Source organism: Candidatus Palauibacter sp., assembly GCF_965213655.1.
In the GTDB taxonomy this organism is placed as follows: Bacteria; Gemmatimonadota; Gemmatimonadetes; order Palauibacterales; family Palauibacteraceae; genus Palauibacter.
In genome coordinates, this window is sequence record NZ_CBDBZT010000003.1 from 2,008,778 (window position 1) to 2,031,207 (window position 22,430).

Genomic DNA, 22,430 nt, shown 5'->3' on the forward strand with positions numbered 1-22,430 from the left:
GGCGAGATCGTGTTCCGCTTCGGGTTCGTCACGGCTCTCTTCGGACTGGCGCTCATGCCGTTGGCCGCCGGGCTGATGTGGCGCGGCTCGACTCTGCGGCGCCGGGCGCTGGCCCGCTTCGGCGATCTCGCGCTCGTACGCCAGTTGAGCCGCTCCGTGAACCGGCGGGCCCGCGCCTGGAAGGCCGCAGGGCTCATCGCCGTGCTCGGACTCTCCGTCGTCGCCCTGGCCCGCCCGCAGTTCGGATCGCGGGTGGAGACCGTGCGCCGCGAAGGGATGGACATCGTCGTCGCCCTCGACCTCTCGACGTCGATGCTGGCGGAGGACATCGCCCCCAACCGCCTGCAGCGCTCGAAGCTCGAAATCCAGCGCCTCATCGAACGGCTGGACGGGGACCGCATCGGCCTCATCGCCTTTGCCGGCCAGGCCTTCGTCCAGAGCCCGCTGACCTCGGACTACGGGGCCGCGCGCCTCTTCCTCAACGCGATGGACACGGAACTCGTGCCCGTACAGGGGACGGACCTCGGGGCCGCGCTCGAACTCGCTCTCGATGCCTTCTCCGACGCACCGGTGGAGGAACGCATCATCATCGTCGTCACCGACGGCGAAGACCATGAGGGAGGCATCGAGCCGGCGGTGGATCGCGCGCTCGAGGCCGGGGTTACGATCCACACGGTCGGCGTGGGTTCGACGGACGGCGTTCCGATCCCGGAGTACGACGCGGCGGGTCGGCAGGCCGGGTTCAAGCGCGACGAGGCGGGCGCCGTCGTCACGACCCGGCTCGACGAGACCACGTTGAGACAGATCGCGACGCGAACGGGCGGACAGCTCTACCGCAGCACCCCCGAAGCGAGCGAGTTGACCGCGCTCATTGAGGAGGTGGCAGCGCTCGGCGGACGGGAGATCGACGCCCGCGAGGTCACGCAGTACGAGGAGCAGTTCCAGATATTCCTCGGCGCGGCGATTCTCCTATTGTTCCTGGAGGGTCTGTGGACGGACCGGAAGAAGACCGTGAGAGCCTGGAGAGGGAGGTTCACGTGAGCGGGACGCGCCGAGGCAGCGGGCGGCTCTGGCTGCCCCTGGTCATCGCGGCCCTCGCGGCCGCGACGCCCGCAGAAGTGCGCGCGCAGGCGGGACGCGCGGAAACGCGCGAGGGGAACCGCCTCTATGAGGAGGGACGTTTCGCCGAAGCACATGAGAAATATCTGGAAGCGCTGCTCGAGGCTCCCGACTCCCCCATCATCCGGTTCAACGACGGAAACGCGCTGTACCGGGGCGAGGACTACGAATCCGCGCTGGAGTCGTTCCGCGCCGCGGTGGAGGATGGAGATCCGGAAGTGGCGGCGGACGCCTGGTACAATCTCGGGAACACGCTCTACCGCCAGGGGGCCCTGCCCGAGAGCCTGGAGGCCTTCAAGCAGGCACTGCTGGCGAACCCGACGGACGCTGACGCGAAACACAACCTCGAGCGCGTCCTCGAGCAGATGCAGGAACAGCAGGAACAGGACCAGCAGCAGGGCGACGGCGAGAACGAGGAGAACGAGGAAGAGAGCGAGCAGCAACCGCAGGGCGGCGAACAGAATCAGGACCAGCAGGAAGGCCAGCAGGAAGACCAGCAGGCCGAACAGGACCAGGACCCTCAGAACCAGGATCCCCAGAGCCAGCCAAACCCCGAACAGGACCGGGATGAATCCGAGCCTCCGCCGGAGGCGGGGACCCCTCCGCCCGGTCAGATGACGAGAGAAGAAGCGGAGCGCCTGCTAGATGCAATCCAGGAGGATCAGGACGAGGTGAACCGCCAGCCCCGCACGCCGGCGCGGGGCACGAGGCCGCGCAGGGACTGGTGATGCGACGCCTGCGATGCTCGCCCCGCGGCAGGCGTGTCGCCCCGGCACGGGCCCTCGTCTGGCTCGCGGGCTGCCTCCTCGCTCCCGGCGCGCTTTCGGGTCAGGACGTGACGGCCTCCGCCCACCTCGACCGCGGGGAAGTCGGCGTCGGACAGACCTTCACCCTCAACGTCGTCCTCGAAGGTGTCCAGCGCTTCGACCAGGATCCGGCCCTGCCCGACATGGGCGCCTTCGCCGCCTTCCTGAGCAGCGGGACGCAGACCTCGGTCCAGATCGTGAACGGCCGGACGACGGTCACGCTCACGGTGCAGTACCGCTTTCAGGCAACGGCGGAGGGGACCTTTGAGATCGGGCCGGTGACGGTCGAGGCGGGAGGAGAGACGCTGACGACGGAGTCGCTGAGCCTGCGCGTGTCATCGGCCCCACAGCCGGCTCCGGGAGCGCCGGGGGCACCAGCGGGGCAACCTTCCGATCCCGGGACCATCGGCCCGAACGACCTTTTCGTCGTCGCCGAGCCGAACAAGCGCCGCGTGCGCGAGAACGAGCCCGTCATCGTCGACTACCGGCTCTTCACGCGCGTCAACGTGAGTTCGTACGGCGTCACGCGGCTGCCCGGGACGGCGGGCTTCTGGGTCGAAGAGTTCGAACTCCCGCAGCAGCCGCAGGTGGAGCAGGTCGTGCACGACGGAGTCGCCTATGCGACCGCGGTGATCCGGAAGGTGGCACTCTATCCGACGGGGCCGGGCTCGAAGACGCTCGAGCCGCTCGCGATCGAGGCGCAGGTCCGCGTGCAGAGGCGCTCGCGCGATCCGTTCGACGACGTGTTCGGCGGGTTCTTCAACCGGAGTTCCCTGTTCGGGGACGTCGTGACGGCGGGCGCCGCGTCGCGTCCGGTCGAGATCGAAGTGCTCCCCCTGCCCGCCGAGGGCCGGCCTGCGGACTTCACCGGCCTCGTCGGTGATCTGGCGCTCGAGAGTTCCGTCGACCGCGACAGCCTGGCCGCGAACGAGGCCGTCACGTTGCGCGTGGAGGTGTCGGGCTCCGGCAACCTGAAGGCGTTGGCGCCGCCGGAACTCGAGTTTCCGCCGACCGTGGAAGCCTTTCCGCCCGAGGTGGCGGATCGCCTGCGAACCACGAACGCCGGCGTCTCGGGCACGCGGAGCTGGGAATACGTCCTCATTCCCCGGGCGCCGGGGACGCTGACGATACCGGGCGTCGACATGGGATACTACAACGCGGCGGCGGATCGCTACGAGATCGCTTCGGCGGCGCCGGTCGAGTTGCGGGTCACCGGCCGGGCAGTCGAGGAGGCGCTGCCGGGTGCACGCGCGCGCGGCTCCGTCGAGGCGCTGCGCTCGGACATCCGGTTCATCCGGATCGACACGCCGCGCTTCCGCCGCCGGGGTGAAACGCTGTTCGATCAGGCGTGGTTCTGGATCGTCGCGCTTGCGCCCGTCGGCATGGTCGCGGGCGCGGCCGGGCTGCGGCGGCGTCGCGACCGGCTCGCCGGCGACCGGGCCTACGCCCGTGACCGCCGGGCGGCCCGCGTGGCGAAGAAGCGCCTCGCCCGGGCCGCCGGGCTCGCGGGAGGCGACGATGCGCGGGCCTTCTACGCCGAGACGACCCAGGCGCTGGAGGGGTTCGTGGCCGACAAGCTCGACACCTCCGCCGCCGGCATGATCCGCGACGACCTCCGCGCCGCTCTGCTCCACCGCGGCGCCCGCGAGCCCACCGTCGAGAAGTACTTCGCGGCCCTCGAGGCCTGCGACCGCCGGCGATTCGCCCCGGTCGGCGCCGAGATCGAGGAACGCAAGACCTTCCTGGCCCGCGCCGAGTCCGTGCTGTCCGCGCTCGCCGGAGAACTCCGATGACCGCCCGCCGAGCCCCCGGCCGACCGGGCCGACTCCTCATGGCGACGCTCCCTCTGGCCCTGGCGGCGGGGCTTGGGGCCGGGCTGGGGGCCGGCTTGGCGGCCTTTCAGGACGCCGCGCCCTCGCCGACCCCTGCCGAGCGGTTTCAGGCGGGGAACAGCCTCTACCAGGCCGGAGACTACGAGGGCGCGCTCGACGCGTATCTCCGGCTGTACGAGGAGGGACTCGAAAGCGGTGAACTCCACTACAACATCGGCAACGCCTATTTCAGGCTCGGGGAACTGGGCCGAGCGATCCTCTTCTTCGAGCGCGCCAGGATCACACTGCCCCGGGATGAGAACGTGCGCACCAACCTGGAACTCGCGCGCTCCCTGACCGCCGACCAGATCACGCCGCTTCCCGGATTCTGGGTGCCCCGCGTCGTGAGCTGGGCGGCGCAACTCGTACCGCGCGGATGGCTCATCGCCATCTTGGCACTCGGCTACCTCGGGCTGGCTTCCGTCCTGCTCTACCGGCTTCTCACTATCAGACCGCCGGATTGGACCCGCCACGCCGCCGTGGCGGCCGCCGCGCTCACCTTCGTCGTCGGCACGAACCTCCTCATCCGTGAATTCGATATGGGACGCGCCGAGCGCGGCGTGATCCTGCAGACGGAGGCCACCGTCCAGAGCGCGCCCTCCGACGACCCTTCCCTGCAGTTGTTCACGATTCACGAAGGGGCCGTCGTCCGGATCGACAGGCGATCGAGCGACTGGCTCGAGATCGTGCTGGAAGACGGCAAGGTCGGCTGGTTGCGAGCCGGAGACCTCGAGCCGATCTAGCGTCGCGACACTAGTCCAGCGGGACGGCGTCCTGCCGCCGCATCTCCGTCGCGTAGTACGCCCATAGCAGCCGCGCCGCCACGCTTCGCCAGGGTCGCCAACGGCTGGCGATTTCGCGAAGCGCTTTCTCCCGGGGCCGTGGTTCGAGGCCGAGCGCATGTCCCGCGGCGCGGCGCAGCGCGAGGTCGCCGGCCGGGAAAATGTCGCGATGGCCGGCGCAGAACAGGAGATACACTTCGGCCGTCCAGACGCCGATCCCCTTGAGGGCCGTCATGGCGGCAATGGACTCTTCGGCTGGCATGAGGCACAGCGCCTGCGGGTCGAGACCGCCGCTCATGACCGCCTCGGCCGAGCGCTTGAGCGTCATCTCCTTGGACCGCGACAGCCCGATCCGGCGGCACTGCGCATCGGAGAGCCCGGCGACCCGTCCGGGCGCGCAACCGTCCGCCTCCTCGAGAAGCCGCTCCCAGATCGCCGCGGCGGCCGCTTTCGACACCATCTGAGACACGATGATTTGAGCGAGACCCTCGAATCCCGGATCCCTTCGCCGCAGCGGCACCGGCCCCGCCCTGTCGACCACCTCGTCCAGCCGTCCGTCGATCCGGACCAACGCCTCGATGCCCTCGGCTATATCTCCCGACGTCGCAATCGTTTTTCCCTGCATTCCTTCCCTCCCCAGGCGTTCCCGCGGGAACGCCTCGACGCGCTCTCTGGCCGACACCGGTGGTTGGCATCAGTCTTATTGCGTGAACCGTCGAACCCTGATCAAGACCGTGGGAACCGCGGCGCTGGGCTCTAGCCTCGGCGCGTGCTCCCCCGCATGGCGTCGATACCCGCCGGGCGCCGGCGCCGCTGATCTTCCCCTCGTCAGAGTCTCGCCGGACCGCGTCATCCGAACCACCGTCGGACTCAGACCCTTCCGACCCGCGGGCTTTCGCGTGGCAACGGAGCGGCTCGACGACAAGACCTTAATCCATAACTACGGGCACGGCGGCGCGGGGATCTCCCTCTCGTGGGGGACCGGACTGCTCGCGGCCGAACTGGCCGAAGACCATCCGTCCCGGCAGGCGGCCGTCATCGGGGCTGGCGCCGTCGGGCTCGCCACCGCCCGCCAACTCCAGCGCCGCGGCTTCGAGGTGACGATCCACGCCCGCGCCCTCCCGCCCGACACGACCTCCAACATGGCCTACGCCGGGTTCTCGCCGCTTTCGAATCTCGTGTCGGCGCCGGAACGGACCCCGGCCTTCGACGCCCAGTTCGACCGAGCCGTCCGCGCCTCCTACGAGCAGATGCAGCTGTTCGCCGGGGCGGGGCGCGGCGTGTCGTGGGTGACGACCTACACCTGGCGGAACCGCCTCTCCGGGCCGCGGCAGGAGGACTCCGGGCTCGACGAGACCGAGAGCGGCCTTGACCCGGGGCTCGACGTGGGCGCCACCGTGCTGCAGCCGGGAGAGCATCCCTTTCCCGGCACCTATGCCCTGCGCAGGCCGACCCTCCGCATCGAGCCGTCGATCTATCTGGATCAATTGATGGAGGAGTTCCTCCTCTTCGGCGGACGCGTGCGGATCCGGGACTACGGGACGCCCCGCGACCTCATGTCGCTCGACGAACCCCTCATCGCGAACTGCACCGGTCTCGGCTCCCGCGCGCTGTTCGGGGACGAGACGATGTCGCCGATCAAGGGCCAGCTCACCTTCCTCGCCCCCCAACCAGAGATCGACTACAGCCTCGAGGGGAGCGTGCCGGGCGGGGGACGCATCGGGGTGCTCCCGCGTTCGGACGGGATCGCGCTGGGGCACGTGATGGAGCGGGACGACTGGAGTCTCGAACCGATCGAGGAGGAGATCACGACTCGGCTCGATCGCGCGGGGCGGCTCTTCGCGGCCATGGCGGACCACACGTCAGGATTCAGCCCGGTCGCCGCCGCCCCGTGGTCGCCCGCCATGCGCGACGCGCTCGAGCACGATCCCGTCCCGGCGACCCCGCCCCCGGTCGAGAGCTTCTACGACATCGAGTCCTGAGGTCCTGATGCGGGAGCAGTTGCGAGACGGTGGCTGGTGGGCCGCGGTGGCCGGTGGCGCGATCGCCTTCCCCATCGCGGTGTTGCTTCACGAACTCGGGCACTTCGGGGCCAATGTCGCGTTGGGACTCCCCGATCCGGTCCTGCGTTACGCCTCTGCGAGCTGGTCCGGCTCCGGCGAGTTCAGCCGGTTCTGGCGGGCGGGCGACCTCGAAGCGGCGGCGGCGATCGCCGAACCGTGGCAGGTGGCGGTCAGCGCGGCCGCCGGACCGCTCGTCTCGTATGTGATCCTTCTGGCCTGCGTGCTTGCGGTTCGCCGATTCGGCCCCGGCCCTCTGTGTCTGGTCTTCGCAATCGGATTCGTGACCCCGTTCCGGTGGACGTGGCCGTTTCCCGTCCTTTTCCTGGTTCTCCGCGGCACGCGAGTCACATGGGGCCCGGACGAAATCGCCGTGGGGGCGATCACGGGAATCCCCCAGTGGGTCTTCATTCTCCTCGGCCTCGCCTCCTTCGTGCTCGGGTATTTGTTCATCGTGACCGCCATCCCTCGAGGTCGGAGGTTGCGGACCGTCGTCGCCACGCTGGTCGGGGCGATTCTGGGAGGCGTGGTGTGGGTTCCCTGGCTGGGGCCCCTGCTCCTTCCCTGAGTCTTCAGCGACAGCTGCCACCGCCCGTCCAGCAGCGGTCAGTCGTCGAACCCGTCCGATAGCAGGTGGTGAAGCCGGCGCCCGATGGCCTCCAGCAGGGCCGCGTCCTCGTCGGCGACACCGCGAACCGAGAGTGCGACGCCGGGCGATATCTCGATCCGCGACCACGTTTCCACCTCTCCCGGGGCAGCCTCACGACCGCCTACGTCCCGCAGAGCGCCTAACAACTCGGCCAACTCCGAGTCATCGACGTCGCCGCGTGACAGCGGGGGCGCGTGCGTCACGTCCGCCATGTCCGCCCGGGGAGAAGCGGCAGCGGCTTCCCGGAGCCATGGCGTTCCCTCCTCCCGCACCATCAGCCGTTCCCTGAGAGCGGCCCACCGGGCTCGCTGCGCGGCAAAGCCGACGGGTGACTCGCGCTGGCTCGCCACATCCTGCATTCGTGGGGGGGATGCCTGTCCGGCGGATCGCGCGGAGAGGAGGTCGGCAGTCACCGCGATCCGTCTGTCCGCGACGCCCGCGATCAGCTCCGGCGACGACCCCTCGAACACGGCGCCGATCTCGCGGAGTGCGGTCGCGGGCACCCTCCCCGCCACCTCCGCCTCGCGGACCATCCGAATGAAGAGCAGGCGGTCCCGCACGAGCTTCGGATAACGGGTCTTCGGTCCTCGCCGGCCGACGCGCGGAAGCAGTCCGACCTGCACGTAGTAGGCGATCGTGCGTCGCCTGAAACCCGTCTCCTCTTCCAACTCCCGGGCCGTGTAACTGCGCATGCCGTTTTCCGCCGTCCGAGATGTGTACTGACGTATACTGTCGTTTACAGATAACAACCGTTGACTTATCCGGGACTCCGTGGTACTGTCAACAGCGTATCAACACTGACAATATCAAGGAGTGGAGAGATGAACCAGATCACGACCACCATCGCCGACCTCGAGATCGGGGAACCGACGTTCTGCGGCGGCCTCACCGTGTTCCCTCTGCTCTCTCGGGAAATCTCGGATCTCGACTACCTGCTTCTGGCACAGGGACTTCGAGACAACCTGGTCACCGTGCGCGAAGTCTCCGCCGGGGGCAGCGTCCCCGACCTCGCGGTGGAGAACCGCGCCGACCGCCCCGTCCTCATCGTCGACGGCGAGGAACTCGTCGGCGCCAAGCAGAACCGCGTCGCCAACCTCACGCTGCTGATCCCCGCCGGGAAGACGACGATCATCCCGGTCTCCTGCGTGGAGCAGGGCCGCTGGTCCTACGACAGCCCGGATTTCCAGGTGACGGACCGGATGCACTTCGCGCGAGGGCGGGCGGAGATGAACGCGAGCGTGCAGGCGTCGATGCGGACCACTGGGACGCGCCGCTCCGATCAGGGCCAAGTGTGGAGTGCGATCGACGACAAGGCCGTGGCGCTGGACGCCCCCTCCGCGACCGGCGCGATGAGCGAGATCTTCGAGCGCCACGCGGAGGCGCTGGATGACTATGTGCGGGAAGTGGAGGCCGCGCCGAATCAGTTGGGCGCCATCTTCGCGGTGACGGGCGGGCACTACGGGCTGGATCTGTTCGACCGGCGGGACACCCTCGCCGCGTTCCTCCCCAAGCTGGTTCGCAGCTACGGTGTCGATGCGCTCGAACGGCGCACGGAGGGGGACAAGGCGGCACCGGCGTCCGCGGCGCAGGACTTCCTCGACCGCCTGGGAGCGGGAGCTTTCGACGACCACCCCGCCATCGGCCTGGGGCGGGATGTGGGGATCGTGGCCGAGCGCGCGATCGGAGGCGCTCTCGTCGTGGACGAAGCCACCGTGCATCTGACGGGGTTTTCGGATCCGCGGGCCGGACGCGGCGATCGGAACGTGAGCCGGTGTACGCGAACTACCAGCAGAGGCGCGACTCCCTCCGCCGGAGGCACACGAGCTAGCGCGGGAGCCGAAGTCGCTTCAGTTGTGACTGGAACTGCCCCGCCCGGGCCGTCACTTTACGCGACCCGCCAGCGCGTTGGCGGCGTTAAGGCTGCAAACGATCGCGTGGAGGGCTGTTGAGAGCACCCGGGCGGGGCCGCGAGGCGGCGATGGTCTTCATTCTCATCACCGTCTTCATCGACGTGCTGGGAATCGGGATCATCGTCCCCATCCTCCCCGAACTGATCAAGGAGTTCACGGGTGGAAGTACCGCGCTCGCGGGGCGCTGGTTCGGGGTCCTCGCCGCGGCCTACGCCGTCATGCAGTTCTTCTTCGCGCCGATCCTGGGGGCGCTATCCGACCGCGTCGGGCGGCGGCCGGTCATCCTGATCGCCCTCTTCGGCCTCGGCGTCGACTACATCATCATGGGGCTGGCGCCGTCCATCGGATGGCTCTTCGCGGGCCGGCTCATCGCCGGCGTGATGGGCGCGAGCATCACCACGGCCAACGCCTACATCGCCGACGTGTCGGAGCCAGAGGTCCGAGCCAGAAACTTCGGCTTCGTCGGCGTGGCCTTCGGCCTCGGATTCATCTTCGGTCCCGCCATCGGTGGACTCCTGGGCGGCATCGACCTGCGGCTTCCCTTCTTCGCGGCGGCGGGACTCGCTCTCGTGAACGCGCTGTACGGCATTTTCGTCCTCCCCGAGTCGCTGCCGCCCGGGAAGCGCGACGCCTTCAGATGGAAGAAGGCCAACCCGGTCGGGAGCCTCGTGGTGCTGCGCTCATACCCGCTGGTGGCCGGCCTCGCCGTGTCGTTCGTGTTCGTGATCCTGGCCCAGCGCGGCCTCGAGACCGTGTGGGTGCTCTACACCGGCCACAAGTTCGGGTGGGACGAACTCGCCAACGGACTGTCGCTGGCGCTTGTGGGACTGATGGCGGTCATCGTCCAGGGGGGACTCGTTCAACCCGTGATCAAGCGCATCGGGGAGCGCCGGGCCGTACTCGGCGGACTCGTGCTGGCCGTGATCACCTACCTCGGCTACGGCCTCGCCACACAGGGGTGGATGCTCATCGCCTTCATCATCTTCGGCTCCATCGGGGGCGTCGCCGGTCCGGCCCTCCAGAGCCTGGTGGCAGGCGCCGTGGAACCCGAGGACCAGGGAAAGGTCCAAGGGGGACTCCAGTCGCTCATGAGCCTGACCAGCATCCTGAGCCCCCTGATCTTCACCGCCGGCCTGTTCAGCTACTTCACGTCACCCGCGGCACCGATGCAACTGCCGGGGGCGCCCTTCCTCCTCGGCGCCGTCATGTACGCGACCGCCTTCCTGGTCGCGGTCCGCCTCTTCCGCCGCATCCCGGCCGCCTAGTTCTCCAGCGGAGGGACGACGCCACCAACCCGCTGACTTTAGGGAGCGTTGACGCGGTACTTCACGATGCGGGGGAGGTCGAAGGCTCCCGGCTCAAGGATCCAGACGTAGCCATCGGTCGGGGACAGGGGCCGCTGGTCACGGGACAGCGTGATCCGGGCCACCGCGCCGGCGCCTTCCTGCGCGATCAGCCAGTTCCGCCCGGAGCCGGAGAATTCACGGCCGATCCACACGCTGCCGCCGGAGCCCTGGATTAGGTCCCTGAGCGGTGGATGGTAGTCGGGAACGTCGATGGCACGCCTCAACTGCCTCGTGATCTCCGCCGTCGGGCGGGCGGCGGAAAGCGCACGGACCATCCGGTCGACAACGTCGTCTACATCCTCCGATGTGATTCGCCGTGGGTCGTATCGGACCACGATCGCCGTGTCGCGCACACCGTCGAAGTGGAAACGCTCGACGACAACCAGTCCGTCGTCTTCCTCCCGGAGAGCACGGGCCGCAAGCGCATAGGGCTCGGTCCCCGCAACCGCGACCAACTCCTGATCGACAAAGGGCTGCGGCAATGGGCGGGCCCCGCCTCCCGTATCGATGTTCATCACGGAATTGCGGATTTCGATCGAGATGAGCGTGTCCGCGACCCCGGCCTCGGATCCCTCGGCGCGGCTCCATACCCACCAGACCGTACGGGGCAGGCTGCTCGATGACCCCGGCCTCATCATCGACAACGGGTTGCCGACCACAGACCCATCGACCGCCAGCGTCAGGAGACTCGGCACGCCGCGCACCGAGGGAGGCGGCGTGATGATCTCCAGCAGCGATCCGTCCGACAAGAACCGGGTGAGGCGCCCGGACATGGCATCCCCCGCCCATAGCGTGTCGCCGTGCATCCCCAGTCCGGTCAGCGACCGAAACTCGCCCGGTCCTTCTCCCCGCCGACCGATCTCCCCCCGATACGTACCGTCCGGCTCGAACACCAGGACTTCGGTAGAGCTGCCGACGAACACGCTCCCGTCAGGTGATTCCACCAGGTTCGGGACCCGCCCGGTGAGCGGGACCTCCGCAAGATCCAGTTCGAGGACTTCCACCAGCGCCGCGACCGGCAGGTCCTCCTCGTACGCGATCTCCCGCCGCTCCTGGCCTCGGACGGACACAGGCAGGAGGATCTGGAGCGCGAAGAGCCCCGTGACGATGGTCACGCGGCGCCAAGTCCGGGCCCGTTCCATACCCACAGTTTTCTTCATGTTGCCCCGCCTACTCCGATCTCTGGTCCCTCGAAGCTTCTTCTTCAGCGTTCGACGCGCGGTTTCACGGGCAGGTTGCCCCGCCACGTCGGTTCTCCCCGAATCGGAGGGAAGCTCAAGGCTTCTCGGTGCCCCCCCCCCCCCCCCGGGACCCACCTTGACGCACTGGAAGTATGGCCATACCATCGGCGTATGGCCACCACCACCATAAAGTCGACCTACTCGCTTGACGTGGAGTCCGTGCGCGCCCTCGAGACCCTCGCGGCGCGGTGGAACGTCTCCAAATCGGAAGTGTTGCGCCGGGCGATCCGTGCCGCCTGGAGAGAGCAGGCGATGTCCGCCGACGGGCCTATGGAGGCGCTCACGCAGCTTCAGAAGGATGTCCAGGCTGCCGGAGTGGATCTCGACCAGTGGGTGAGGGAGGCAAGGGCTGAGCGTCGCGCCTGGACGACCGCGGGAGACGCACCCGACTCACATCACGAATGATCCACCTCGATACCAGTTTCCTGATCCTGGCACTGCGACCTGGATCGGCGGAGGATGGGCGGCTGCGCACATGGAACGCCGCGGGCGAAGACATCGCCGTAAGCGCGGTTGCCTGGGCCGAGTTTCGGTGCGGACCCCTCTCCCCACCGCACCTGGAGGCGGCGGATCGAATCGTCGGCCCGCGGATCGATTTCACGGATGGCGATGCGGCGATGGCCGCACGCCTCTTCAACGCTTCCGGGCGTCGTCGCGGGTCGCTGCCCGACTGCATGATCGCGGCGGTGGCGCTCGGCCGGGGCGCTCGGCTCGCCACCGCCGACCAGCGTGACTTCCACCGCTTCGAGGCCTTGGGTCTCGAACTGGCCTGACCGTGGGAGACGTGTGCGGCCGCGCTCGGCCGAGGACGTCGGCAACGGGCTGACGGACGTCCCGGCCGGCAGCGCCAGGGGCGTCAGGACGCGCCGAGTTGCTGAAGCAGGAAGGCGAGTTCCATCGCGGCGTTGCGCACGTTGCGGCTGAAGGAGCGGCCGCCCGCGTGGCCCGTGCGCGGGTCGTAGTCGAGGATCACCGGCAGTCCCGAACTCGAGGCGGCCTGCAGGCGCGCGGCCATCTTGCGGGCTTGCAGCGGGGGCACGCGGGTGTCGAGATCTCCCTGGGTGAGCATGACGGCCGGGTAGTCGACTCCGTCGCGCACGTTCTGGTAGGGCGAAAAGGTGCGGAGGACCTCGAACTCCTCGGCCACCGCCGCGTTCCCGTACTCCAGGAGCGCCGGCATGTTGTTCGCGTCGGTGAACTGGTAGAAGCGGACCAGGTCGAGGTCGGGGAGCCCGCAGTAGACGGCCCGGAAGAGGTCCGGGCGCTTCGTGAGGGAGGCGGCGACGAGGAGGCCACCGTTGCTCCCGCCCCGGATCGCGAGCTTGTCCGGGTTCGTGTAGCCGTTGTCGACCAGCCACTCGGCCGCCGCGATGAAGTCGGCGAACACGTTCGGCTTGTTCTCGAGCATGCCCGCCCGGTGCCATTCCTCGCCGAACTCCCCGCCGCCCCTCAGCGTCGCCATCGCGTACACGCCGCCCTGCTCCAGCCACGCCGCGGCGCGGGCGTCGAACCGGGGCAGCAGGTTCACGTTGAAACCGCCATACCCGTACAGGAGGGCGGGACTGCCCCCGTCCAGAGTCAGACCCCTGCGGTGCGCGACGTACATCGGGGCCCGCGTCCCGTCCTCAGAGATGTACCAGACCTGCTTCAGTTCGTACTCCGAACCGTCGAAGGGGACGGATGACGGCCGCCATTCCTCCGTTTCCATGGTTTCGAGATCCAGCTTCAGGATGGTGGAGGGGGTGAGGAGCGAGGTCAGCGTCAGGAGCGCCTCGTGCTCGTCATCTCCTTCGCCACCCCCGTGGGAACGCAGCGTCGCCACATGGTGCGCGGGGATCGGGATCTCTCCCTTCTCCTCACCGTCGGGGCCGTAGCGCGCGATCCGGCTGCTCACATCGCGCAGGTAGTCCGCGTACAGGTCGTCGCCGATGAACCGGTAACCGGTGAGGAGATCCTCGCCCTCGGGCAGCATCTCCCGCCACGCGGCCGGGTCCGGCTCGGGGTTCTCGAGGTTCACCGCGAGGATCCGGTTCTTCGGCGCATCCAGGTTCGTGAGCAGGTAGAGTTCGTCCTCGACAAAGCGGGTGCTGAAGCGGGCGGGCGCGCCGACGATGAGCGGCGCAGGGGGCGCCCCGGAGCGCAGGTCGTGCAGGTAGACATCCGTCCGCGCCCAGCCGTGCTGAACGGTGTAGACGAGCCAGCGGCCGTCGCCCCCCTGCGAGAAGCCGACGAACTTCTCGGGCCCGTGTCCCTCCCCGAACAGTTCCTCGTCCTCCTCCGGGTCGGTCCCCAGCCGGTGGTACCGGATCCGCGCCCCCGTCTCCCGCGACCGACGGCTGTAGTAGAAGCCGTCCCCTTCCTCGTCGAAGGAAACGTTGCCGTACAGGTAGGTCGGCAGGCGGTCGGGCAGGTCTTCACCGCTCTCGAGGTCACGGACGCGGTATTCCCGCTCGTCCCGGCCTCCGTCCCGGATGGCGTAGATCATGAGAGCGCCGCCGGGCGAGAAGTCGATGATGCTCACGCTGGTCGTGGCGTCATCGCGGAGATCGAGCGGGTCGATCACGACCTCGAACTCGCCCTCCGGGTCCACCGGGCCCTCCTCGGGCTCGTCCGGCGCCGGTCGGCGGTAGATGGCCCCAACCTCGCGTCCCGGCTTCCGGAGGGAGAAGTACTCGTAGTCCCCCGCCCGGCGCGGGAAGATCGCCCCGGGGGCATCCATCAGTTCGCGGAGGCGCCCCTCCAGCTCCGCCCGCAGAGGCGAGTCTCCGACGATCTGCTCCGCGTAGGCGTTCTGCTCGTCGATCCAGGCCCGGGTCTCGGGACTCTCCTGCTCCTCGAGCCACCGGTAGTCGTCGGTAATGGCGACGCCGTGCAGGGTGTCGACGACGGGAATCCGGGCGGTCTCCGGGGGTCGCGGATACGCGGGCTCGCACGCTGCCAGGCAGACGGCGACCGAGGCCAGAGCGGCCAGCGAGCGCAGCGGGAGCCACGGGACGGGGCGGCCGGCGGGCACGGCGACGGCGCGGGAGCGGGGTGTCGAGGCCGTCATGGTGCCCTCCTGTCCGGCTCTCAAGACGTCAGGGGGTGACGGTCACCCGGACGTAGGCGTTGCTCCAGCAGCACTGGTCTCCGCCGGCGCTGTCGTTCGCGTCCCAGTTGTCGATGCGCGCGCGCAGGATGTACTCGCCCGGCCCGGTGAAGGTCGCCGCCGTCGTCGCCTCGCCGGTTCCGCCCGCGACCGTGATCTGCCACGGCTCGAACTCCACCGGCGCGGCGGGTCCCTGGTGCTTGAACCAGCTCACTTCCACGTCGACGACCTGGTTCACCAGATCCTCGGGGTCGCGCACCGAGACCTCCTCGGTCCACAACTGCAGCGTCAGAGGCTCGCCCACCTTCGCGCTGCGCGGCTCGCCCCACACACCCTGGACGTGCTGGCCCGCCTCCCCCTCAGGGTCGAAGCGGACGAGCGGCGGCACCGACCCCATGGCCCGCGGCCCGTAGTCGAGCTGCAGGGCGGGGGAGAAGACGCGCGCCGGTACCGAGTAGGTCACGCCGTTCGTCGTGATCGTCCACACGATCCGCTGCTCTCCGTCCTCCCAGGTCGCCGGCACCGTGACGGAGAACACGCCCCGGTCCCGGCGCGGCCGCACCGGAAAGTGCGTCGGCTGCATCCCATCGAACTCGTGCGGCTCGATGTGGTTCTCCGCGCCGAGCGGGACATCGAGCACTTCCGCCCGGTTCAGGTTGAAGAAGCCGAACGAGAAGGTGTAGGAGCCGTCGTCGTTCTGGTACCAGCCCTCGAAGAAGGGGGCCACGGGCTCCCCCTTCATCGGGATGGGCGCGAGCGGCAGCCGCTGTACCTGCTGCGCGGCCACCGGAGTGACGTGGGCGGCGAGAAGGAACGCCGCGATATGTCGGATGCGCATGTGCCGGTTCAGTGGTTGTCGTTGCTGTCGTCGTCTTCGTCGGTCGTGAGCTTCGCCTCCCGCTCCTCGACCAGCCGCTGGTAGCCTTCCTCGCTGAGGTGCGTCACGGCGAGCCAGGCGTGCGACATCTCGTCCCCGGTGCGCGCCCCGCGGGCGTACCAGATCTCCGGATCCGGGGTCAGCTCGTTCTCCGCCGTATTGTCGTACCACCCCGTCATGACGAGGACCGTGCCGGGCGGGAGCAGCGGCGCGACATCATCCTCGTAGATGTAGCTGTGATGCCAGCGGGCGTCGAAGTCCGTGACCATGCTGATGAGTTCGAGCCTGCCGTCGGGGTAGAGCGCCTGGATCGACATCGCGTGCAGGTGGACGTGCCCGTGCGGCTGGAAGCTGTCGAGCCTCACCGGGTGGTCCCAGCGGTGGAACCCCTGCGTCATGGCAGTCCCTCCCGGCGCCAGCGCGATGTCCCCTCTGAGAGGATAGAGGCGCAGATCCTGCTGGAACTCCGGCTCGTAGCCTTCCTCGTGGAACCAAATGCCGAGTTCGACCTGATCGCCGGGGACATCATATCCCATGGGATAGTAGTGCGCGTCCCACTCGATCATGTCGTTCGCCTTCAGCATCCGCCCCGCGTCGGTAGGCACGATCTCGCCGATCTTGCCCATCGCGTACTCGGACAGGCTCTGGATGCGCTGGTACTCGCCTTCCTCGTTGAGCCTGAGGAGGCGCGGGATCGCGTGGTGCACGACCTGCCGCCCGGCGGGGAAGGAGGGACGCGTCTCGAACGCCATCACCCAGCGGTCCTCCTCGAGTCCCGTCGGAACCCTCGGCCGCCACCAGGTGTCTCCGCCCTCGGCCTGCACGTCGAAGGGCTTCGACTTGATCACGTGATCGGGCTCGCCGAGGATGTCCTGGAGCTGCCACCGCTGCTCGTTCGGCCACTCGATCGGGGGCGGCAGGTCTGCCGGGTCGCCCTCCGGCGCGCCGGCGTCCACCCACGCCACGATCGTCTCGATGTCCTCCTCAGCCAGCCGCCAGTCATCCTTGATGTCCTGGATGCCGACGCCCGTGTCCAGGTGGTACGGGGGCATGAGCCGCTTGGAGACCAGATCCTTCATGCGCGACGCCCAGCGGCGCGTGTCGCGGTAGGTGAGGAGGGACATCGGCCCCACGGACCCCTCTCGATGACAGTTCTGGCAGTTCGCCTGGAGGATCGGAGCGACGTCCGAGAAGGTGACGTCGGCCTCCGCTCCATCGGTGCCGTTCACCCCGTTCGCCGCCGGTCCCTGTCCCGCGAGATCCCGGAACGTGAAGCCCAGGGCCAAGGGCACGATGAAGACGGCCAGGGCCGCCGAACGCGACCGGGCATGGCTCGGATGACTACGCGATCCACGCATGAGACAACCTCCTCCAGATGAACTGCTCCCCCGCCGCTGCCGGCGATTCCTCTTTAACCCCTGATAGAGTGCGAAGAAACGTCGCCCGCGTGCAAGGAGATGCCCCGCACGCTGTAGCTACTGCGACGTCCCGGGGCTTTCTTTGCCTGTAGAGATGAGCATGAGACAGGTAACGGGTACGGGCGAAGGTGCGAATGTGAGCGTGGCGGGAGGGTTCCACGGAAGAGTCGTTTGGATAATCCGGAATTTCGACGACGACGGATTGGTCAGAAAGTGAGTGCCACTAGGAGATCCGGCGCACGGGCGCTCTCCTGCGGCGGGCTTTGCCTTCTCACGGTGGCGACGTGGGCGTGCGGCGAGGGTGGCACCGGCGACCGGCCCGATGTCGGTTCGAGCAGGAAGGTCGTGGTGAAGGAGCTGGTGCAACAACTGCCGCCCGGCGGCGTCCTTTCGGACGACCTCTTCCTGGAGACGGCTCGAGGGTTCGATCTGTTCGGGGACACGGTCGCGATCGCAGACCGCGTGGCGGGTCGGGTCCAATTGTTTCGCTCCGAGGGGGAGCATATCGCGACCCTGGGCGGGCCCTCGGGACCAGGGGATCCTGACGTTCTACAATCCCCGTGGCGCGTCGAGTTCGCACCGGACGGCGCGCTGTGGGTGGGCGACCCCGGCCGCGGAGCGCTGGTGCGGTTCCCTCCCGCAGATGGCGAGCCGCGGACCGTGCGGCTTCCGGTGATCTCGACCGCGGCCGGATTCGGCGTCGATCATGTCCTCGGTCCGGTCGGACCGAGTGTTGAACCGGGCTTCCTGCTCACGGCGTACGCGGTGGCGGACCGGCCCCTGAACATCCCGAGCGAGGTTCCGCTGCCCTCGGAGCTTGCGTCCGAGGCGTCCTGGATGAACCGGATAGCCCCCATGAATCTGGTGGTGTCGGGCGGGCGGAAGGGCGAGGTCATCCTCCTCGACGGGATGCGGACGATCCTGTGGCGAATCGAGCTGGAGTACGAACCGCCCAGGATCGTCCGCATCTCCCGCATCCCGGTACCTGGCTGGCTGGTCGAGAGCACGCGGGCCGAGATGGAGCGCATCGTCGAGGCTCGCCCTGGCGTCAATGCGCCCGGATTCAAAGACATGCGCGCTGGCGACCGGGGTGTGTGGCTCGTTCCGGCGATTGATCCGGTTGACGGAATATTCCTGCCCTACGAGGAGGATGGCCGGGCAACGGTGCTGTGGCGCGACCCACTGCGCGAGGAGGCCTGGAGCAGCCGTGTCCTGGACGAAGCGGCCTGGCTCATGTACCCGGGAACTCTCATGCGGTTCACGGTCGCGAACGAACGCTGAGCGCAATCGACCGGACGGCTCACCCCACAACCCCGCCGGCCGGTTCCATCCTTCCAACTGTCGAAGCTGCTTCACCCGCAGCGCACCCGCCCCACCGCATACTGACCCGTTGCGCTCCGGGAAACGTCCGGTCACGATGAAGTGTTAATCTGCCGGCCGGATCTCAGTGACCTGCCGGCCGGATCCCGAGTACGGCCGAAGCGAGGACAGCAAGGGCAGACGGATGACGAAAAACGACTGCAGTTCGCGGTCCCGGAGATTCTCTTCTCTTCTTCTCCCCCTTCTCTTCGGAGCCATCGCGGGCGGCCCGCTTGCGGCCCAGCGCCCGGGCCCCGGCGTCGAAGGAGCCGCGTGGACCTACATGGGCGGCGACGCCTGGCACACCCGCTACACGCCGGCGACCCAGATCGACGCCTCGAACTTCGAGAGCCTCGAGGTCGCCTGGCGCTGGGACGCTTCGAGCTTCGGGCCGAGCACGGCGCGGGCCACGCCGTCCTACGTCGACGGGATGATGATCACGGTCACGGGCGAGAACCGTCATGTCATCGCCCTCGACCCCTCCACCGGCAGGCTCCTGTGGAGCTTCGCCGAACCGATGACGTGGCGGCACGAGTACTCCATGCGGAAGGCGTACGGGAAGGGCGTCGCCTACGCCGAGGTCGACGGCCGCCCCGTCGTCTACATCATCAGCCCCGGCTTCTTCCTCTACGCGCTCGACGCAGTGACGGGCCAGCCGCTGGAGAACTGGGGCGAGGCTGTCCCGCTCCCCGGCTTCCCATCCTCGGGGACGGTGGACCTGGTGGCCGACCTCATCGAGGGCTGGGGACCGTGGGAGAACCTGAACCAGGAGTACGACCCGGATCAGGGGATGCCGCTCGAGATCGGCTACATCACCGCCTCCTCACCGCCGATCGTCGTGAACGACGTGGTCGTCGTCGGCAACTCCGCGGAGCAGGGATACAATCAGACCCGGAAGGAGATGGTCCCGGGCGATATCCTGGCCTACGACGCCCGCACGGGGGACTTCAAGTGGAAGTTCCACATCATCCCGCGCCCGGGCGAGTTCGGACACGAGACCTGGGAGAACGACGCGTGGCAGTGGACCGGTGACGTCTCCCCCTGGGCGCCGCTCTCGGCGGACCCGGAACTCGGACTCGTCTACCTCGCCACGAACGGCGCCACCATCGACTACTACGGCGGTTTCCACCCCGGCGACAACCTCTTCGGCACGAGCATCGTCGCGCTCGACGTGGAGACGGGAGAGCGCCGCTGGCATTTCCAGTTCGTGCATCACGACATCTGGAACTACGACACGCCGACCGCCCCGATTCTCATGGACGTGGTCGTGGACGGACGGCCGATCAAGGGCGTCTTCCAGGCGACGAAGCAGTCATGGCTGTACGCGCTCGACCGCGAGACGGGCGAGCCGATCTGGCCCATCGAGGAGCGTCCGGTCCCGGCCTCCAAGGTGCCGGGCGAGCAGCTGTCGCCGACGCAGCCGCACCCGACGTGGCCCCTGCCCTACGACCTGCAGGGCCGCACGGAGCAGGACCTGATCGACTACACGCCGGAGCTGCGCGAGATGGCGCTCGAGTACGCGCGAGAGAACGACCTCTTCGTACCGCTTTTCAACCCGCCCACGCACGTTGGAAACCCCGACGGCGACGGCCCGGCGCTCATCTGCCCCGGCGGGGGCGGCGGGGCCAACATCACGGGCCCGCCCGCGGCCGATCCCGTGGACGGCATCGTCTTCGTCACCTCTACCAGCGGCTGTTCTCCGGTGATGGTGGCGCCGGGTATCGAATCCGAACTCGACGGACCCGATCAGACGGGGGTCACGCACTCCGAGTTCTCCCGCGCGACAGGCGTCGTGACGGAGAACACGGCGGACCAGGCCACAATCGAGGGGCTGCGAATCTGGAAGGGGCCGGTGGGGCGGATCACGGCGATCGACGTGAACACGGGCGAACACCTGTGGATGATCCCGCATGGCGACGCGCCGGAGCGGCAGCAGGCGGTGATCCGCGACCACCCGATGCTGCAGGGCGTGGACGTGAACCCGAACCAGGGCCGGCGCGGCCATTCCGCCATGGTTGCAACTCCGACGCTACTTCTTGCGTCTGGACAGACGAGCGACGGCACGCCGCACCTGTTCGCGATCGACAAGCGGACCGGCGAGCGCGTGGGCCAGGTGGAGCTTCCCGGCAATACGCGCTACGGCATGTCGAGCTGGGTCCACGAGGGCAAGCAGTACGTCATCATCCAGCTGACCGATGGACTCGCGGCACTGACCCTGCCCTGACGGCCACACCGGCCGCGCGGGGCGACCTGAACCCTTCGCAATGAGCGGAAGGAAGAAGAGAGAAAAGAACATGGTTCATAAGATCCTGAATCCCGGACGCGCGGGCGCCTGCGTCGCCGTGGCGTTGTCCATTCTCGTCGCCGGGGCCTGCATCGAGAGCGAAGACACGATGGAGCCCACTCCCGCAAACGAAGCGCCGGTCGCGGTAGGCATCGTACCGCCCGTCACCGTGGCCGCCGGCGACCACGTGATTGTGGACGTGTCGGGCTTCTTCCAGGACCCCGACGGCGACCCGCTCCTGTACGGCGCGGGAAGCTCGAACGCGCTCGTGGCCGGCGTCTCCGTCTCGGGCAGCATGATGACCGTGGTCGGAGTGGGGACCGGCCAGGCGGGCGGGTTCCTCTTCGCCCGCGATCAAGCTGGCGGAGAAGCCCTACAGAACTTCCTCATCACCGTGCCGAACCAGCCGCCGGTCGCCGCACAAGCGCTACCGCCGCTGAGCCTGACGACGGGGCAGGTACACCAGATCGACCTGTCGCAGTACTTCAGCGATCCGGAAGGCGACGACCTGACCTTCAGCGTCACGACCGGGAACACGCTTGTCGCGGTGGGGGCGGTTTCGGGCAACACGCTCACGGTGGTCGGCGTGACGGTGGGGAGCACGACGATCACCGTTACGGCGCAGGATTCGGACGGCGGCGAAGTGCAGCAGGAAACGCCGGTGGTGGTGACCAGCGGGTAGGACGAAGGATTCTGCGAAGACAGGGCCGGGGATTCGGTGGAGCCCGGGGAGCGGTTGCGGGCGGGCGTTTGGTGAAGATGTGACCCGTCCGGGGATTGCTTCGTGTTAGGAGTGGCACACCGAAAACCCGGTTGGCGCGAGCGCAGGTAGATGCGCTCAGGCGTCTTGAAGGAGGCAACGTGACGTACCGACTCAGACAGTCCTCGATCGCGGCCGTGCTCGCCGTGATCGCCGGAGCCTGGGCGGCCGAGGCCGTCGTGGCGCAGGACTTCCTCTTCCAGCGTCCTTCCATCACGCTTGGCGCGCGCATCGGGTATCTGATACCGCGCGCCGACAGTGAGATCTTCGATTTCACGCGTGACGAACTGACGGTCGAGAAAGAGGATTTCAACGCGCTGTCGCTCGCCGCCGACCTCGGCATCCGGCTCACCGACCGCGTCGACCTTTCCCTGGGCCTCGGGTACGCGAACAGCGAGATCAACTCCGAATCCCGAGACTTCATCGGCGATGACGACCTGCCGATCTTCCAGACGACCGATTTCCGACGCGTCCCGTTCACGGTCGGCCTGAAGGCCTACCTCACGGAGCGGGGACGGAGGATCAGCGATCTGGCCTGGATTCCGGGCAAGTTCGCCCCCTTCGTCGGAGGCGGCGCCGGCTTCGTATGGTATGAGTTCGAGCAGGAGGGCGAATTCGTCGACTACGAAACGCTGGACATCTTCTACGACTACTTCACGTCCAGCAGCGGATCTCCGCTCGCCTACGTGACGGCCGGATTCGACTACTCGCTCGGGCTGCGGTGGATTCTGACCGCCGAAGCGCGTTATTCTTGGGCCAGCGCGAATATGGGGGAGAGCTTCGTCGGGTTCGACAAGATCGACCTGAACGGGCTCCGCGCCGCGTTCGGCTTCTCCGTACGGCTGTAAACTTCGAGGTAG

Annotated in this window: 20 protein-coding genes; 14 read left to right on the forward strand and 6 right to left on the reverse strand. The window is 68.3% G+C overall.

What is annotated here, in order from left to right:
- Nucleotides 1-9: 9 nt before the first annotated feature.
- From ACOOGH_RS11015 to ACOOGH_RS11030, 4 genes are read left to right on the forward strand one after another with little or no spacing between them, the layout of a single operon-like run.
- A complete protein-coding gene (locus ACOOGH_RS11015; RefSeq protein ID WP_420448962.1) occupies nt 10-1,041 on the forward strand; it encodes a vWA domain-containing protein in 1,032 nt (343 codons plus the stop codon).
- Nucleotides 1,038-1,847 (forward strand): tetratricopeptide repeat protein, encoded by an 810-nt coding sequence (locus ACOOGH_RS11020; protein ID WP_420448963.1) that lies wholly within the window; start codon nt 1,038-1,040, stop codon nt 1,845-1,847. Before ACOOGH_RS11015 ends, ACOOGH_RS11020 begins: the two co-directional genes overlap by 4 nt.
- Nucleotides 1,847-3,718 carry a BatD family protein gene (locus ACOOGH_RS11025; RefSeq protein WP_420448964.1) on the forward strand — a complete coding sequence of 624 codons (1,872 nt, stop codon included), beginning with the start codon at nt 1,847-1,849 and terminating at the stop codon, nt 3,716-3,718. Before ACOOGH_RS11020 ends, ACOOGH_RS11025 begins: the two co-directional genes overlap by 1 nt.
- A complete protein-coding gene (locus ACOOGH_RS11030; RefSeq protein ID WP_420448965.1) occupies nt 3,715-4,539 on the forward strand; it encodes a tetratricopeptide repeat protein in 825 nt (274 codons plus the stop codon). Before ACOOGH_RS11025 ends, ACOOGH_RS11030 begins: the two co-directional genes overlap by 4 nt.
- Nucleotides 4,540-4,549: 10 nt before the next feature.
- Here ACOOGH_RS11030 and ACOOGH_RS11035 read toward each other — a convergent pair whose 3' ends face one another.
- Nucleotides 4,550-5,203 carry a DNA-3-methyladenine glycosylase family protein gene (locus ACOOGH_RS11035; protein WP_420448966.1) on the reverse strand — a complete coding sequence of 218 codons (654 nt, stop codon included), beginning with the start codon at nt 5,201-5,203 and terminating at the stop codon, nt 4,550-4,552.
- A gap of 274 nt (nt 5,204-5,477) precedes the next feature.
- On the opposite strand from ACOOGH_RS11035, the gene ACOOGH_RS11040 reads away from it, so the two are divergent.
- A complete protein-coding gene (locus tag ACOOGH_RS11040; protein ID WP_420448967.1) occupies nt 5,478-6,560 on the forward strand; it encodes an FAD-dependent oxidoreductase in 1,083 nt (360 codons plus the stop codon).
- Between the two features lie 7 nt (nt 6,561-6,567).
- Nucleotides 6,568-7,206 carry a hypothetical protein gene (locus tag ACOOGH_RS11045; RefSeq protein ID WP_420448968.1) on the forward strand — a complete coding sequence of 213 codons (639 nt, stop codon included), beginning with the start codon at nt 6,568-6,570 and terminating at the stop codon, nt 7,204-7,206.
- Nucleotides 7,207-7,244: 38 nt separating this feature from the next.
- Here the strand turns inward: ACOOGH_RS11045 and ACOOGH_RS11050 are convergent, their stop codons facing one another.
- Nucleotides 7,245-7,979, reverse strand: a complete 735-nt coding sequence (locus tag ACOOGH_RS11050) for a hypothetical protein (RefSeq protein WP_420448969.1) — start codon at nt 7,977-7,979, stop codon at nt 7,245-7,247.
- Nucleotides 7,980-8,108: 129 nt separating this feature from the next.
- On the opposite strand from ACOOGH_RS11050, the gene ACOOGH_RS11055 reads away from it, so the two are divergent.
- Complete coding sequence (locus ACOOGH_RS11055) at nt 8,109-9,236, forward strand: ARPP-1 family domain-containing protein (RefSeq protein WP_420448970.1); 1,128 nt, start codon at nt 8,109-8,111, stop codon at nt 9,234-9,236.
- The gene (locus ACOOGH_RS11060; RefSeq protein WP_420450117.1) at nt 9,230-10,462 is read left to right on the forward strand and encodes a TCR/Tet family MFS transporter; all 1,233 of its coding nucleotides are present in this window, start codon (nt 9,230-9,232) and stop codon (nt 10,460-10,462) included. Before ACOOGH_RS11055 ends, ACOOGH_RS11060 begins: the two co-directional genes overlap by 7 nt.
- A 38-nt stretch (nt 10,463-10,500) precedes the next feature.
- Here ACOOGH_RS11060 and ACOOGH_RS11065 read toward each other — a convergent pair whose 3' ends face one another.
- Entirely contained in the window at nt 10,501-11,703 is a 1,203-nt protein-coding gene (locus ACOOGH_RS11065) for a 6-bladed beta-propeller (protein WP_420448971.1), read from the reverse strand.
- 192 nt (nt 11,704-11,895) lie between these two features.
- On the opposite strand from ACOOGH_RS11065, the gene ACOOGH_RS11070 reads away from it, so the two are divergent.
- Nucleotides 11,896-12,189: a ribbon-helix-helix protein, CopG family gene (locus ACOOGH_RS11070; RefSeq protein WP_420448972.1), complete on the forward strand. Its 294-nt coding sequence runs from the start codon at nt 11,896-11,898 to the stop codon at nt 12,187-12,189.
- The gene (locus tag ACOOGH_RS11075; RefSeq protein ID WP_420448973.1) at nt 12,186-12,557 is read left to right on the forward strand and encodes a type II toxin-antitoxin system VapC family toxin; all 372 of its coding nucleotides are present in this window, start codon (nt 12,186-12,188) and stop codon (nt 12,555-12,557) included. Before ACOOGH_RS11070 ends, ACOOGH_RS11075 begins: the two co-directional genes overlap by 4 nt.
- A gap of 83 nt (nt 12,558-12,640) precedes the next feature.
- On the opposite strand, the gene ACOOGH_RS11080 is transcribed toward ACOOGH_RS11075, so the two are convergent.
- The 3 genes from ACOOGH_RS11080 to ACOOGH_RS11090 are packed head-to-tail and all read right to left on the reverse strand — an operon-like array spanning nt 12,641 to nt 17,107.
- Complete coding sequence (locus tag ACOOGH_RS11080) at nt 12,641-14,833, reverse strand: prolyl oligopeptidase family serine peptidase (protein WP_420448974.1); 2,193 nt, start codon at nt 14,831-14,833, stop codon at nt 12,641-12,643.
- Between the two features lie 28 nt (nt 14,834-14,861).
- Nucleotides 14,862-15,710, reverse strand: a complete 849-nt coding sequence (locus ACOOGH_RS11085) for a hypothetical protein (RefSeq protein ID WP_420448975.1) — start codon at nt 15,708-15,710, stop codon at nt 14,862-14,864.
- Between the two features lie 8 nt (nt 15,711-15,718).
- Complete coding sequence (locus tag ACOOGH_RS11090; RefSeq protein ID WP_420448976.1) at nt 15,719-17,107, reverse strand: hypothetical protein; 1,389 nt, start codon at nt 17,105-17,107, stop codon at nt 15,719-15,721.
- Between the two features lie 408 nt (nt 17,108-17,515).
- Between ACOOGH_RS11090 and ACOOGH_RS11095 the strand changes: the two genes are divergently transcribed.
- The 4 genes from ACOOGH_RS11095 (at nt 17,516) to ACOOGH_RS11110 (ending at nt 22,418) form a co-directional block, all read left to right on the forward strand.
- Nucleotides 17,516-18,448, forward strand: a complete 933-nt coding sequence (locus ACOOGH_RS11095) for a hypothetical protein (protein WP_420448977.1) — start codon at nt 17,516-17,518, stop codon at nt 18,446-18,448.
- A 223-nt stretch (nt 18,449-18,671) separates the two neighbouring features.
- Nucleotides 18,672-20,750, forward strand: a complete 2,079-nt coding sequence (locus ACOOGH_RS11100) for a PQQ-binding-like beta-propeller repeat protein (RefSeq protein WP_420448978.1) — start codon at nt 18,672-18,674, stop codon at nt 20,748-20,750.
- 70 nt (nt 20,751-20,820) lie between these two features.
- The gene (locus ACOOGH_RS11105) at nt 20,821-21,492 is read left to right on the forward strand and encodes a hypothetical protein (protein ID WP_420448979.1); all 672 of its coding nucleotides are present in this window, start codon (nt 20,821-20,823) and stop codon (nt 21,490-21,492) included.
- 179 nt (nt 21,493-21,671) lie between these two features.
- Nucleotides 21,672-22,418 (forward strand): hypothetical protein, encoded by a 747-nt coding sequence (locus tag ACOOGH_RS11110; protein WP_420448980.1) that lies wholly within the window; start codon nt 21,672-21,674, stop codon nt 22,416-22,418.
- The last annotated feature ends 12 nt before the right edge of the window (nt 22,419-22,430 follow it).

Excerpts from the sequence above, each read along its gene's own strand:
- ACOOGH_RS11105 (WP_420448979.1), top strand. The coding sequence starts at position 20,821 with ATGGTTCATAAGATCCTGAATCCCGGACGCGCGGGCGCCTGCGTCGCC.
- ACOOGH_RS11030 (WP_420448965.1), top strand. The coding sequence starts at position 3,715 with ATGACCGCCCGCCGAGCCCCCGGCCGACCGGGCCGACTCCTCATGGCG.
- ACOOGH_RS11065 (WP_420448971.1), bottom strand. The coding sequence starts at position 11,703 with ATGAAGAAAACTGTGGGTATGGAACGGGCCCGGACTTGGCGCCGCGTG.
- ACOOGH_RS11050 (WP_420448969.1), bottom strand. The coding sequence starts at position 7,979 with ATGCGCAGTTACACGGCCCGGGAGTTGGAAGAGGAGACGGGTTTCAGG.
- ACOOGH_RS11075 (WP_420448973.1), top strand. The coding sequence starts at position 12,186 with ATGATCCACCTCGATACCAGTTTCCTGATCCTGGCACTGCGACCTGGA.
- ACOOGH_RS11085 (WP_420448975.1), bottom strand. The coding sequence starts at position 15,710 with ATGCGCATCCGACATATCGCGGCGTTCCTTCTCGCCGCCCACGTCACT.
- ACOOGH_RS11045 (WP_420448968.1), top strand. The coding sequence starts at position 6,568 with ATGCGGGAGCAGTTGCGAGACGGTGGCTGGTGGGCCGCGGTGGCCGGT.
- ACOOGH_RS11055 (WP_420448970.1), top strand. The coding sequence starts at position 8,109 with ATGAACCAGATCACGACCACCATCGCCGACCTCGAGATCGGGGAACCG.
- ACOOGH_RS11080 (WP_420448974.1), bottom strand. The coding sequence starts at position 14,833 with ATGACGGCCTCGACACCCCGCTCCCGCGCCGTCGCCGTGCCCGCCGGC.
- ACOOGH_RS11035 (WP_420448966.1), bottom strand. The coding sequence starts at position 5,203 with ATGCAGGGAAAAACGATTGCGACGTCGGGAGATATAGCCGAGGGCATC.
- ACOOGH_RS11100 (WP_420448978.1), top strand. The coding sequence starts at position 18,672 with ATGACGAAAAACGACTGCAGTTCGCGGTCCCGGAGATTCTCTTCTCTT.
- ACOOGH_RS11070 (WP_420448972.1), top strand. The coding sequence starts at position 11,896 with ATGGCCACCACCACCATAAAGTCGACCTACTCGCTTGACGTGGAGTCC.
- ACOOGH_RS11090 (WP_420448976.1), bottom strand. The coding sequence starts at position 17,107 with ATGCGTGGATCGCGTAGTCATCCGAGCCATGCCCGGTCGCGTTCGGCG.
- ACOOGH_RS11025 (WP_420448964.1), top strand. The coding sequence starts at position 1,847 with ATGCGACGCCTGCGATGCTCGCCCCGCGGCAGGCGTGTCGCCCCGGCA.